General features: G+C 49.1%; 12 protein-coding genes and 1 riboswitch. Of the genes, 7 read left to right on the top strand and 5 right to left on the bottom strand.

Going from position 1 to position 12603, the window contains the following annotated elements:
• Positions 1–13: 13 nt before the first annotated feature.
• The 3 genes from ACOMG9_RS01760 to ACOMG9_RS01750 all read left to right on the top strand — a co-directional run bounded on the left by ACOMG9_RS01760 (position 14) and on the right by ACOMG9_RS01750 (position 3966).
• Positions 14–1672 carry a hypothetical protein gene (locus tag ACOMG9_RS01760; RefSeq protein ID WP_448215545.1) on the top strand — a complete coding sequence of 553 codons (1659 nt, stop codon included), beginning with the start codon at positions 14–16 and terminating at the stop codon, positions 1670–1672.
• Positions 1673–1732: 60 nt separating this feature from the next.
• A complete protein-coding gene (locus tag ACOMG9_RS01755; RefSeq protein ID WP_494529690.1) occupies positions 1733–2254 on the top strand; it encodes a hypothetical protein in 522 nt (173 codons plus the stop codon).
• 179 nt (positions 2255–2433) lie between these two features.
• Positions 2434–3966 (top strand): PhoPQ-activated pathogenicity-related family protein, encoded by a 1533-nt coding sequence (locus tag ACOMG9_RS01750; RefSeq protein ID WP_448215543.1) that lies wholly within the window; start codon positions 2434–2436, stop codon positions 3964–3966.
• Here the strand turns inward: ACOMG9_RS01750 and ACOMG9_RS01745 are convergent.
• From ACOMG9_RS01745 to ACOMG9_RS01725, 5 genes are all read right to left on the bottom strand, one after another.
• Positions 3951–4535, bottom strand: a complete 585-nt coding sequence (locus ACOMG9_RS01745) for a disulfide bond formation protein B (protein WP_448215542.1) — start codon at positions 4533–4535, stop codon at positions 3951–3953. The two genes, ACOMG9_RS01750 and ACOMG9_RS01745, sit on opposite strands and share 16 nt — an antisense overlap.
• A gap of 20 nt (positions 4536–4555) precedes the next feature.
• The gene (locus ACOMG9_RS01740; protein ID WP_448218600.1) at positions 4556–4714 is read right to left on the bottom strand and encodes a DUF5993 family protein; all 159 of its coding nucleotides are present in this window, start codon (positions 4712–4714) and stop codon (positions 4556–4558) included.
• A 241-nt stretch (positions 4715–4955) separates the two neighbouring features.
• On the bottom strand, positions 4956–5966 hold the full coding sequence (locus ACOMG9_RS01735; RefSeq protein WP_448215541.1) for a tryptophan--tRNA ligase: 1011 nt from the start codon (positions 5964–5966) through the stop codon (positions 4956–4958).
• Between the two features lie 181 nt (positions 5967–6147).
• Complete coding sequence (locus ACOMG9_RS01730; protein ID WP_494529689.1) at positions 6148–7131, bottom strand: hypothetical protein; 984 nt, start codon at positions 7129–7131, stop codon at positions 6148–6150.
• Between the two features lie 468 nt (positions 7132–7599).
• Positions 7600–8973 carry an MATE family efflux transporter gene (locus tag ACOMG9_RS01725; protein ID WP_494529688.1) on the bottom strand — a complete coding sequence of 458 codons (1374 nt, stop codon included), beginning with the start codon at positions 8971–8973 and terminating at the stop codon, positions 7600–7602.
• A 191-nt stretch (positions 8974–9164) separates the two neighbouring features.
• Between ACOMG9_RS01725 and mutM the strand changes: the two genes are divergently transcribed.
• From mutM to ACOMG9_RS01705, 4 genes are all read left to right on the top strand, one after another.
• Complete coding sequence (gene mutM / locus ACOMG9_RS01720; RefSeq protein WP_494529687.1) at positions 9165–9980, top strand: bifunctional DNA-formamidopyrimidine glycosylase/DNA-(apurinic or apyrimidinic site) lyase; 816 nt, start codon at positions 9165–9167, stop codon at positions 9978–9980.
• A gap of 64 nt (positions 9981–10044) precedes the next feature.
• A riboswitch (TPP riboswitch) is annotated at positions 10045–10147 on the top strand.
• 80 nt (positions 10148–10227) lie between these two features.
• A complete protein-coding gene (gene thiD / locus ACOMG9_RS01715; RefSeq protein WP_448215538.1) occupies positions 10228–11046 on the top strand; it encodes a bifunctional hydroxymethylpyrimidine kinase/phosphomethylpyrimidine kinase in 819 nt (272 codons plus the stop codon).
• Positions 11047–11056: 10 nt separating this feature from the next.
• Positions 11057–11842, top strand: coding sequence for an ABC transporter ATP-binding protein (locus tag ACOMG9_RS01710; RefSeq protein WP_448215537.1), 786 nt, complete (start codon positions 11057–11059; stop codon positions 11840–11842).
• The gene (locus ACOMG9_RS01705; RefSeq protein ID WP_422136633.1) at positions 11839–12591 is read left to right on the top strand and encodes an ABC transporter permease; all 753 of its coding nucleotides are present in this window, start codon (positions 11839–11841) and stop codon (positions 12589–12591) included. The genes ACOMG9_RS01710 and ACOMG9_RS01705 overlap by 4 nt, the downstream gene beginning before the upstream one ends.
• Positions 12592–12603 lie beyond the last annotated feature (12 nt).

The following is a 12603-nucleotide window of genomic DNA, read 5'->3' as shown; positions in this document are numbered from 1 at the left end:
ATATCGATCAGTTATGCATTCCCATATTTTTGTTCGAGTCGCCCTGGTGATACTGATCCTGACGGCCAACAGCAGTTTTTCAGCCTCTGAGTTTGAGATTTCCGAGTTAACCAGAGGGCATCAGCGGAGCAGTGACTACCTGGAGAGTATTCGTAACAACCGTCCACTGCTCCAGATGTTTATGAATCAACTGCCAAAGGGCGGTAATCTCCGCCATCACCTCATGGGGGCCATCGAACCCAAAGAAATCATTGATATTGCGATAGAGCGTGAGTTCTGCATGTACAAAAACCATCGCATGGCTCCGTGTGACTGTTGCACCCAGTCCGTGAAGAAGTATGTCGATAATGAAGAAAACCATGCAGCTCTGATCAGGCAGCTATCGCTTCCTGACGTTCACGATCCTGTCGAAGTTCGTAACAAGCTTTTCTTCAACTACTTTCCCACCCTTAAAGCCCTGTTCGATGGGATAGATGCCCGTTTCATTTCATATATACGCAAAAAGGCCGCTGTTGATGGACTTTCCTACATTGAATCAACTGTCTACTTCGATGAAGCGAACGGGCCTGATGAGTTATTTTCCCTTATCACTCATCTTCCCACACCGAACCCTGACAGCACCCAAAGTCTGGAAGACTTTCGTGCCAGACTGAGTTCCCAGTCAGATTTTCAAACCCAGTTAAAGACCGCTGCCGGAAAGATAGCCAACGCCTTGAAAGCTTCTGAAGACCATTTGAACTGCTCTCACAGTCACTCTCACCCTGCCTGTTCTGTTAGCGTCCGGTTTCTGCACCAGGTTCACCGGACCGAACCCCTGCCCCAGGTTTACGCCCAGATGATCTTTGCCTTTGAACTAGCTCAATTGAGTCTCTCCGGCAGCGATCCTCAGGTGCTGGGCATTAACATAGGTGGATCTGAAAATAATGATACGGCACTGAATGATTACCCCAGTCACATGAAAATGCTGAGTTTTCTGAAAAACCACAAACAATACCCTCTGGTGAAAGAGCGTATCAGCCTTAATGCAGGAGAACTGGCCAGGGCCACGGTTGAGGATTTTTACTATCGAACCACCATGGCAGATGCTATTCAGATCGTTAAGCCCAAACGTGTAGGCCACGGAATAAGCCTCATGGCACAGAACTGTCTGAAGCAATCCGGCTCCGGTAACGAAGAATACACCAACTGCAGTGCCGAACTGCTCAAAACCATGCTGGCTAATGACATTGCTATTGAAATTCCACTCACCAGTAACCAGCGATTGAGCGGTACCGGACCCAACAGCGGTCACCCCTTTCCTGTTTATGTCAATGGTAATATTGCAGTGACGCTGGCTACTGACTATCCGGGTATTCTGAAAGTCGATTTGACCAGTCAGTTCGTTGAGGCCGTACACAGCTTTAGCCCTGATCAGACCGGCGAAAGTGTTCTCCTGTCCTTTGACCAGATTGTTGAGTTCGCACGCAACAGCCTGGAGTTCAGTTTTCTGCCTGGTCAGAGCCTCTGGTTAAAGAGTGAAGGCCAGTCTCGATATCAAAAAAGGGTTCCGGCCTGCCTGGACCTTGGATCAGAAGCCTGCAAGAAATTTGTTAGCAGTAATACCAAGGCGAGACTCCAAAGAGATCATGAATCAAGGCTGAAATACTTCATGTTAACAGCACCTTTAGAGTAGGAAGCCGTGACTTAACACCCTTGAGGACTACCAGGAAACTTACAAAACAAGAGTAACAAAATGGTAAAAGAATTCGTCTCCAGATCTTGGTTCGGTTTACTGACGCAACTGAAATTAATCACGACATTAGTGATCCTGCTGTTCAACGCAAACGCAGTAGCAAAACGTAGCTGGATAGCTTTTGTGACACCTGAAGACGGCGATCACAGACAAATCTACACCGTTTCTTACGATAGGAATGGTGAAACTCGATGTATGCTTTATCCTCCTATGATTGACGACGGTTTCACCTTCACATGGCAAGAAGGTCAGAATCCATCATCATCACAACCCCTGGCAATCATGAACCTAAACCCCTCGCCATTCAGTAAATGCGGTTGGTCGCAATCTTATCAAGACATCATCATACAGGATTCCCACAATCGCGTGGTAAAAGCCCGGTGGTACAAACAGATAGATAAAGCTCCTTATCTATGGGTACGAGAAGACTTGGGTGATTTAATATCCAGCACTAAGTGGAGAGAGTTTGATGAAGAACATAGTGACATCTACCCCGCGATAGTTGTTCAACTCCGTCATTGAAACACTACACGATCCTGTTGTTAACAGTTTTCGTCCCCCCATTCCCTTTGTCGCTAATGCTCGGCGACAAAGGGAACGTTTACATTTCTGAAGATATAAACATTATTCAGAAAATGACATGGGATTCGATCGACCCCCCTTGCGGACGACCAGGAAACTTGCAAAACAAGAGTAACAAAATGGCAAAAGAATTCATCTCCAGATCTCGGTTCAGCTTACTGACATTGCTCTGCTTCTGTCTTCTGATTCTGAAGCATCAGGTTCATGCCAGAGATCACCTGAAAGTCTCTCCCGGAAACTGTACCCCTTCTTACCTGGGTAAGCACTTTCATGACGTGCTGCCCTGCTACCTGAAGCAGAAAGATAAGAACTATCAGTGGAGTGTTTCACCAGCAACTGAAGAGCACGTTGAGCTGGATGGAAAAGTGCTGAAGGTCAAAGTGTACCCTGTCAGTATGAAGTCTCTGCGCTGGACTGTTGGCGAGCAGGACAAAGTCTCTGACCCCGTCTGGGAGCACCGGGTCATGGTTTATGTACCGGAAAAGGTCAGCGCCGATACAGCGCTGCTCAATATCAATGGCGGCACCATCCACTGGCCTGAAGGTCAGCCCGATAATAACAAGAGGTTCACCGATGCTCTGCATTTTTCCCATATCGCTGCCAGAACACGGTCAGTCGTCGTTGACCTGAAAGATATTCCAAACCAGTTCCTGCAATTTGGAGACAAAAAACCACTGAAAGAGGATGCTCTGATTGCCTATACCTGGCAAAAATTCCTCGATAACCCGGAGAAAAACTATAACTGGCCACTCCGACTGCCCATGGTCAAAGCTTCCGTCAGAGCCATGGACACGGTTCAGGCACTGATGAAAGAGAAGCATATAAAAATTGACCGTTTTGTATTAGCCGGGGGATCAAAACGAGGCTGGACGGTCTGGCTGACAGCAGCAATGGACACAAGGGTCTCTGCCATTATACCCATGGTCATTGATGTGCTTAACGTGCAAGACAGTATGCGCCACCATTTCAATAGCTACCAGAGCTGGGCTCCGGCTATCAAAGATTATTATTCCCTGATGCACACACTCGGTACCCAACCTCTGACTCAGTTAATGGAAGTGATCGACCCCTATTCCTACCTTCCTCAGCTGGCCATGCCAAAATACATTATCAATGCCACGGGCGATGATTTTTTCTTACCCGATTCCAGCCGTTATTACTTTAATGATCTGAAAGGCGAAAAATGGTTGAGATTTCTTCCTGACCTGCGGCATTACATTCTCAGAATGGATCAAACACTGGTCAGTGAAACCATCGAATCCTTTTATGGAGCCACCATTGAAGATCGTCCCATGCCCAGGATCAACTGGGATGTCTCTAAGCAAAACCTGAAAGTGGAAGCCTCAATGCCCCCCAAAGCCATGAAACTCTGGACTGCAGAAAATCCTGAAACCAGAGATTTCCGAACCAGCCCTGACAACCCCACAGTCACCCAGTTTAAATCCGAAGCACTCAAATTTCATTGCCATAAAAGCTGTCGGGCCGATGTTGCGTTAAAAGCTCCCGAAAAAGGTTGGAAAGCCAGCTTTGTAGAACTGACCTATCCCAATCCACCTTATCGTGACCTGTCATTTACTACCCGGGTGTTTGTCACTCCGGATGTTTACCCTGAGCACAGCGGCAATGCGTCTCATGGTCAGAGCCATCCATAAAACATATAACGCAGCGGATTGTCCGGGCACGGCTCAAGCCCACACTCAAAGAAGACTGAAACGATATTGGCAACAACCAGAAACACCAGAAACGCAAAGACCAAATGGGAAAACCCACGAATTCTTGGGTCTCTCGCTTCTGAAACCTCGTTCCTGTATGCATACAATTCAAATTGTCTGGAGTAGCCTATGACCAGTGCGATGTACACGATTAAAGCAGAGCACAGAATATACAACCAGGTATACATATGCAGCCCCAGGATAGCTTCACCATATCCTTGAGGTGTTGTCACATGCAGTGCAATTTGCCTAAGAGAAATAAAGCTCGTCAAGACGGCTGCCAGCAGCGACAGACTGTAATGACCAGGTCGAATATGATACCTCATATTGAGCAGAAACCCTGAGGCAATGATTAGTATTCCCTGTCGCTGCAATATACAGAGAGGGCAGGGTAACTCCCCCATCACAAATTGAAACCAGAAAGCGACAACCAGAAGAAGGCAGGTGATTGTCAATTCAAAAACACTGGCAAATTTCACAAAATCATTGATCTCACTGCGAGAGTTCATGACCGATCTCCGACAGGTGTCTATAGATAAATTTCCAGGTGCTCGGCAATGTGATGCATAAAAATCAATGCAATCAAAACGAGAGAAATGCTGAACAAAACGATGCCCCATCTTCGATTGAACCAGGCGACAAGCATCGCAAATAATATGAAAATAAAAGACAACAAAGCGTAAGGCATTAACCGTGCTCCCCGGCCCGACGAGACTGTTTCAGAAATGCCGCGCTGCACTGATAAGGCGTTAAAAAGTGACTTCGGGCACCAATCTCGGGCAGGCTTCTGAACATGAAGGCTTCGTAAGAGCATAGCTCTGTCATTTTTTATTGTCAGATAAAAAGCGTCTGTTGAAAGGACGTTTTAAAGAAAGCAGATGTCTGGCTTGGGAAGCAGCCAGCCATTGGCTGGCTGTATACCCGAAAAATCAGGCGAAAGGCCGGATACCCACTTTATTGCGAATATCCTGCAGAAACGGCACTGCTTCAGCACGGGCTTTTTCCGCACCTTTTTTCAGCTCAGCTTCAATAAATGCCGGGTCAGCCATCAACGCGTTATAGCGCTCACGAGGCTCCCTGAGTACATTGTTGATGTATTCAAAGAGTTCATTTTTCAGGTCACCCCAGCCAGCACCGGCTTCGTACTCCTGCCGTTTTTCAGCCACCTCCTGTTCCGTCGCAAAGGCTGAAAAGATCTGAAACAGAGTGCAGGTTTGCGGGTCTTTAGGTTCACCGGGCTCCAGAGAGTTGGTTTTGATCTTGCGGATCAGTTTGAGCAGCTTTTTCTCTGGCACAAACAACGGGATGGTGTTGTCGTAGCTCTTGCTCATCTTGCGACCGTCAAGACCATTGAGAACCGCAGTGTTCTCACCCACCACGGCTTCTGGCAGCACAAACCTGGTTTTGTAGTGGTGGTTCATTCGACCGGCAATATCCCTGGCCATTTCCAGATGCTGAACCTGATCACGACCCACTGGAACACGGTTGGCATTGAACATCAGGATATCCGCCGCCATCAGGATCGGGTAATTGAACAACCCCATCAGTACGCCCTTGTCCGGGTCGGACTCGCCCGCCTCCTGATTGCTCTGGGTAGCAGCTTTATAGGCATGAGCACGATTCATCAGACCTTTGGCGGTCATGCAACCGACAATCCAGTTCAGTTCCATAATTTCCGGAATATCAGACTGACGATAAAAAGTGACACGATCGGTATCCAGACCCAAAGCCAGCCATGTCGCAGCAATTTCCAGCCCTGACTGGTGAATACGCTTGGGGTCGCGCCCCTTGATCAGGGCATGGTAGTCCGCCAGAAAAAGGTAGGACTGAATGTTTTCGTCACGGCTTTCTTCAATCGCAGGACGGATAGCACCCACATAATTGCCCAGATGCGGCGTGCCTGTGGTGGTAATACCGGTTAATACTTTGGTCTTTGTCATGGGGTCACTCATAGGCCTCACGAAGTGGCAATGGGCACTTTACTGGAAACGGGAAGGCGGCATTATAGAAGAGGCAAGGCAGGCATCTCAACCACAGGGGGCACTGCTGTCCGGTTAAACACATTCAAGCTCCATAATCAGGGGCGTCTGAAGCTTGAATATTTTTAACCGGACGAGAAGACTATTCTGATTTCTTGTGACAGCGCTTCCTACTACAAACAGGTTTTTTTGGGCAGCTCAAACCGAAGCAGAGGATATTTTCATAGAAGGTGGAACCTGAAGGGCAAGCATCCCAGGTTGTAAAAATAGAGCAACGAAAAGGATTGCAGCCATCACCATTGCATAAATGGCAAGCAGGAGAAAACTGTTCAACAGTGCATGTACATCTGGGGCAGTCACCCTGGAACGATGGGCTCTCGCATTTGGAGCAAAAATCGTCTTCATCGTTAGCTGCATAGCTAACTTCATTGCCACCCTCATTTTTACTAAGCCAACACCTTGCACAGTTTTGAGGGCTGGGCGCTGCATTGCTACCTTCATTGCTACCTTCATCACTCTCGCTCTGGTCGTTCAAAGCCGGGCGGAAGAAGGGTGAGAAATACAAGGCGCCAACAAATAACCCACATGACTTCTCACCATTATCCGATTCCGTTTCATATCCAAATTCAAATCCTTTGCCGACGGTAGACTGGACGCAGATGTCCAGGTGACCTGCGTTCTGATTTCTGTTTTTGAATACGTAATAGCTCCTGGATATGTATTGATAGCCATTGTCGTTTTTTTCAATATGGGCAAAGGAACTGAGCCAGGTGGCAAGCTGCTCATAGTTTGCATCGAGCCAATCGAAGTTGGCGGTGTACTGTGTGTCCTGGACGACAACACCAAGTAGTCGCGGGTATGCACAGACAAACGAATCAGGTTCAGTTCCGGGGATGACCTTACCAATCAGATCGCCAGCATCTGCTGGCGTGTCGGAAGGCATGCACATCAGGACATCGGGATGAGCAGCCTCAAAGATATGTGTCGTCAATTCGCCAGCATCTTTCATCATGCCAGAGCTGAAATCAGCTTGCATGTTCCTGGGACAGGTATCGGCACGAACATTGAGGGTAATTGTGGACAATAAAAACAGCGTGAAAAAAAGCCTATGCATGAGGGGTTTCATAAATAACTCTTTTTTCATTGTTTAGTAAAACGGATGCAGAGAAAGAGCAAAAAACGTCAAGCGACTTCTTTATAGAATCAAAGTACAAGTGAACAACAAAAGTCACTTTAACCATGCACTGAAAGTCTGGGGAGTAAGAGCCTTGCTCTCGTGTTTTCGATTGGATCAGAATTCGTCAGCTTGATTCTGAGCAGCCAAGACTACGCATGCACCGACTGATAATAGCAAACCCCTGATAAGTCTGCCCAAATAGAGACATTCTCAAGATGTGTCGTACTTATTCTTATTGGTTTTATCTCATCCGGCATCACACTGCCAACCCTGACAGAACAGGTGTGCACTGATTGGTAAAATTGAGACATTGTCCAGATAGCTCTCAAGACACCGGATACTGACAAGAGCCGACATTCGTCGGCCCTTTCTGACACTCAGATTGCACATTTTACAATCAATATTCATGGCAAACGATTACGTCACAATGGCTCTCTTGCTCAGCGATCTGAAACGCAGCAGCAGGAATACAGCAGAAAGCGTGAGTGCCAGCACTAATCCGATCCAGAGACCATGGGGACCCATAGGTTCATCGGCGATAAAATCCGTCAGTCCCAGCGTATAACCCAGTGGCAGAGCAATACCCCAGCAGGCAATCAGAATAATGATCATAGGTACCCGGGTGTCTTTGTAACCCCTTAATGCACCATTGGAAGCGACCTGAATACCATCGGCGTACTGGAACAGTGCAGCAAAGATCAACAGCTGGGCAGCCAAAGTTTTAACCGCAGTATCCCGGGTATAAAGCGATGTCAGAGCATCGGCAAACGCCCACATAACAGCAGCAATCAGGGTGGCTGTCAGCAGGGTCGCTACGATACCCGAATACCCCGAGAACCTTGCTGCCTCAGGGTCACCAGCCCCAAGAGCCTGACCGACCCGTATGGTGATTCCCATGGATAGACTCAACGGCACCATAAAGGCCATGCTGGCGAGATTCAATGCAATCTGGTGACCCGCGACGGTCACTGCGCCCAGTTTGCCGATAACCAGAGCGACCGCCGAAAAGATACTGGCTTCAAAAAAGATGGCCAGACCGATGGGAACGCCGAGTTTCAGGTGAGCAGCTATTCGCCCCATGTCGGGCGATTCAAAACGGTCGAACAGATTCACTTCTGTATGCTTTTGATTGAACCGGGTGTAGCAGAACATCAACAGGCACATCACCCAGAAACAGATAGCTGTTGCATAGCCACAACCTACGCTACCCATTTCCGGAAAGCCGAACTTGCCATAAATCAACACATAATTAAGCGGAATATTGATCAGCAAACCGACAAAGCTGATAAGCATGGCCGGCTTGGTAATGGAGCGCCCTTCGCAATAGCTGACCATGGTTTGATATAAACAGATCCCGGGCACACCCCAGGCCAATGCATCCAGATAAGCATCCGTCCTGGCAGCCATTTCGGCATTGACTTCCAGAACATTGAGCAATGGCATGGCATTCATCATCAACACCATACCGACCACACTTAACACCAGAGACAGCCACATAGCCTGACGAACCGGTGAAGCAATCTGGTCAATTTTTCGGGCACCAAACAGATGGGCGACAGTCGGTGTGGTCGCCATCAGGATACCTCTGATTAACAGATAAATCGGAACCCAGATACTGGAGCCAATAGCCACCGCTGCCAGATCTTCTGCAGAGTATTGACCCGCCATACTGGTATCCACAAAGCCCATACCGGTAGTTGCCAGCTGCGCACCCAGAATCGGGGCAGATAAATAAATAAGCTCTTTAAGTTCCTTGGAATATCGTTGGTATAATGTTGGGCTGGCTGTCATTTTTACTCACTGTTCTGATGTGCTTTTACCAATACTGAATCGGGGTAAAAGTTAAACCATCTTACCAGTCACATAACAACATTTGATATGGCTAATTTGCCGTGACTTTTTGGGGCCCTGCGCGGGATTTTTACCTATTTCCTTTAGCCGGTTACATCGCCTTTTGATGACATATTTGCTACTGTCGGCGGATGCCTGAATTACCTGAAGTTGAAACGACCCGAAGAGGTATTGCACCTCATATTATTGGTCACACCGTATCGGATGTTATTGTTCGCAATCCACAACTGCGCTGGCCGGTTCCGGAACATTTGCAACAGCATTTGTCCGGGCAGGTTATCCGTGCAGTCACCCGACGGGCGAAGTATCTCCTGATCAAAACCGACGCCGGAACCTTATTGGTTCACCTGGGGATGTCCGGAAGCCTGCGCATACTGAAAGAACTGCAGGAAGCCCGAAAGCATGATCATGTCGATCTGGTTTTCAGTCACGGGATAAGGCTGAGATACACCGACCCAAGAAGGTTCGGAGCGGTTCTGTGGATCGACGACGATGTTATGAAACATGACTTGTTAAGCAAACTCGGCCCGGAGCCACTCGGTGATGAATTTACAGCCCAGAGGCTTTATCTCAAATCCAGGGGGAAAAAACAGCCGGTAAAAACGTTCATCATGGACAGCCATGTTGTTGTTGGGGTCGGGAATATTTACGCCAATGAAGCCCTGTTCAAAGCAGGCATCCAGCCTGACAGGCCCTGCGGAAAAATTTCCAAAGCCCGTTACGAGCGACTGACCGAAAGCATCAAAGAGATTCTGGAAAAAGCCGTTAAACAGGGTGGCACAACACTGAGGGATTTTGTCGGAGGCGACGGCAAGCCAGGTTACTTCAAGCAGGAACTGGCTGTCTATGGACGCAAGGGTGAAGCCTGCGTGCACTGTTCAACACCTATAGTAGAGATCCGGCTGGGTAATCGCAGTACCTGTTACTGTAAAAAATGCCAGCGTTAATCTGAACCGGGATTTAACCGACCTTTTGAGGATTAGACATAGTTACAGAAACAAAATAGACTCGCACCGTTGGTTGGGGTGTTCGGAATGAATGTTTTCCGGACTGAGAGAGACCCATTGAACCTGAACCGGATTATACTGGCGTAGGAAACCGACGATTGAACGGGCTCGCTATCCCCGGGAGGATTTCCCCGGCACCGTTCTTCAGATACCTTTTCTACGTCAGTTCGAAGAAGTAAACCGAACGATGACTAATGAAACACCAATTGCCCTTACCATTGCCGGATCGGACAGTGGTGGTGGCGCCGGTATACAGGCAGACCTGAAAGCCTTTTCAGCATTGGGTGCCTACGGCTGCAATGTTATTACCGCTCTGACCGCGCAGAATACTCAGGGCGTGCAGGGTATTTTTGATGTTGAGCCTGCCTTTATCCGCCAACAACTGGATTCAGTCTTTTCCGACCTTTCTATCAAGGCCGTAAAAGTGGGCATGTTGAGCCAGCCAGACGTTATCACAACGGTAGCGGATAGTCTGGCTCACTACCGCCCGGCCTATCTTGTGCTTGACCCTGTGATGGTGGCTACCAGTGGTGACGTTCTGCTGCACCAGAGTGCTATTGAGACTCTCAGGCAATCACTGATTCCCAAAGCCAGTCTGATCACCCCCAATCTGCATGAAGCTGCGGTACTGCTTGACCGCCCGGTGCCCAGAAATCCGGACCAGATGATCGATATGATTGAGCCTCTGCTGGCGCTTGGCTCGCGGGCAGTTCTTCTTAAAGGTGGTCACCTGAGTGCTAGTAATAGTGATGATAAAGCCACTGATTTTTATCACGACGGAAGCTCTTTGCACCGACTGGAATCCGACTGGATACAAACCGGTAACACCCACGGCACAGGCTGCACACTCTCCTCAGCGATCACCGCATTGCTGGCTCGTGGCTACTCCATGAGTGAAGCCATTCCGGAGGCCAAAAAGTACATTGCCCAGGCCATTGCCCATGCCGATCAGCTGAACATCGGTCAGGGTAGCGGACCTGTTCACCACTTTTACAACATCTGGTGATCCGGTCTGAATGTTTGATGTTTTAGTAAAAAATGCTGCTCTGGCTTATGGCGAAAAAGTTATTTTTAATGGTCTTGACCTGACTCTCGCAGGAGGCGAGTGGACCTGTTTGCTCGGTGGCAGCGGGGTTGGCAAGACCAGCCTGTTGCGGTTGATTGCCGGTTTATCCACAGGCCAGCCCTCTACCCCCCAAAAAAATGTCTTAACCACAGCCGGCACTGTGCTCTGCCAGGATGGCTTTTCCCTTGAAGGTCGCATTGCCTGGATGGCCCAGCAGGATCTGCTGCTGCCCTGGTTCTCAGTCATTGACAATATTACGCTGGGTGAACGGCTCAGAGGCTCTCTCTTTAGACGAACAAAAGTCCCTGCCGAAGAAATGGCAAGAGCCAGACATATTCTCGAGCAGGTTGGCCTTGTGGATAAGTCTGACGAATTACCCCAGAACCTTTCCGGTGGACAGCGACAGCGCGTTGCCCTGGCCAGAACCCTGATGGAAAATCGCCCCCTGGTATTAATGGACGAGCCCTTCGGCGCCCTGGACGCCATCACCCGACTGAATCTTCAGGACCTTGCCTGTGAGCTACTGGCTCATCGAACGGTACTGTTGATCACCCATGACCCTCTGGAAGCCCTGAGGCTGGGCCATCGTATTTATCACCTTCAGGGACACCCCGCAAAATTAACCGAAGCCATTATGCCACCCGGTACCCCACCCAGATCATTGGCAAACAGAACCTTGCTGAGCCTGCAGGGTGAACTGCTGGAACGACTGAGACATGAGGAAGAGCATAAATGAAATTCTGGATGCCGCTGCTCAAGCCTTTTCTGGTAGTTCTCGGCCTGTTAGTCATTTGGGAAGCCATTGTCGTACTGTTTTCTATGCCGAACTATATATTACCGGGTCCGCTGGCAGTGCTGAGCAGTATGTACGACAATGCCTCTTTGCTGTGGGAACACACACTCGTCACCCTGACAGAGATGCTGCTGGGTCTGGTTCTGGGGGTTCTGTCGGGCATCCTGCTGGCTATGATTCTGGTTTATTTCGTAACACTTCGACCATGGCTTCTACCACTGCTGCTCATTACCCAGGCGGTTCCGGTCTTTGCACTGGCTCCCATACTGATGCTCTGGTTTGGCTACGGCCTGGCTTCCAAGGTAGTCATGACCATTCTGGTGATTTTCTTCCCGGTAGCCACCTGCTGCTATGACGGCTTGCGCCACACTCATCAGGGCTGGCTGGACATGGCAAAGACCATGGGCGGGAACCGTTTTTCCACACTGCGTCATATCCGCTGGCCGGCAGCCCTTCCTGCCCTCGCCTCCGGCTTGAGGGTTGCGGTTGTCGTGGCTCCCATAGGAGCTGTAGTCGGTGAATGGGTTGGCTCCAGCGCCGGGTTGGGCTACCTCATGTTGCAAGCCAATGCGCGCCTGTGGGTAGACCAGATGTTCGCAGCGCTGACGGTACTGGCTATCTGCTCTGTCGGTCTTTACTTCATGACCGATCTGGCTCTGAAAAAACTTATCCCCTGGCAACCTGCCACCTGACTCTGCTGAGGA

It is taken from the genome of Endozoicomonas sp. PH6C (assembly GCF_059322965.1).
This window is presented reverse-complemented; position numbering and strand designations above follow the sequence as displayed.

What these genes read in the sequence shown, in the direction of transcription:
- ACOMG9_RS01760 (WP_448215545.1), top strand. Translation starts at nt 14, where the DNA reads ATGCATTCCCATATTTTTGTTCGAGTCGCCCTGGTGATACTGATCCTG.
- ACOMG9_RS01755 (WP_494529690.1), top strand. Translation starts at nt 1,733, where the DNA reads ATGGTAAAAGAATTCGTCTCCAGATCTTGGTTCGGTTTACTGACGCAA.
- ACOMG9_RS01750 (WP_448215543.1), top strand. Translation starts at nt 2,434, where the DNA reads ATGGCAAAAGAATTCATCTCCAGATCTCGGTTCAGCTTACTGACATTG.
- ACOMG9_RS01745 (WP_448215542.1), bottom strand. Translation starts at nt 4,535, where the DNA reads ATGAACTCTCGCAGTGAGATCAATGATTTTGTGAAATTTGCCAGTGTT.
- ACOMG9_RS01740 (WP_448218600.1), bottom strand. Translation starts at nt 4,714, where the DNA reads ATGCCTTACGCTTTGTTGTCTTTTATTTTCATATTATTTGCGATGCTT.
- ACOMG9_RS01735 (WP_448215541.1), bottom strand. Translation starts at nt 5,966, where the DNA reads ATGACAAAGACCAAAGTATTAACCGGTATTACCACCACAGGCACGCCG.
- ACOMG9_RS01730 (WP_494529689.1), bottom strand. Translation starts at nt 7,131, where the DNA reads ATGAAACCCCTCATGCATAGGCTTTTTTTCACGCTGTTTTTATTGTCC.
- ACOMG9_RS01725 (WP_494529688.1), bottom strand. Translation starts at nt 8,973, where the DNA reads ATGACAGCCAGCCCAACATTATACCAACGATATTCCAAGGAACTTAAA.
- mutM (WP_494529687.1), top strand. Translation starts at nt 9,165, where the DNA reads ATGCCTGAATTACCTGAAGTTGAAACGACCCGAAGAGGTATTGCACCT.
- thiD (WP_448215538.1), top strand. Translation starts at nt 10,228, where the DNA reads ATGACTAATGAAACACCAATTGCCCTTACCATTGCCGGATCGGACAGT.
- ACOMG9_RS01710 (WP_448215537.1), top strand. Translation starts at nt 11,057, where the DNA reads ATGTTTGATGTTTTAGTAAAAAATGCTGCTCTGGCTTATGGCGAAAAA.
- ACOMG9_RS01705 (WP_422136633.1), top strand. Translation starts at nt 11,839, where the DNA reads ATGAAATTCTGGATGCCGCTGCTCAAGCCTTTTCTGGTAGTTCTCGGC.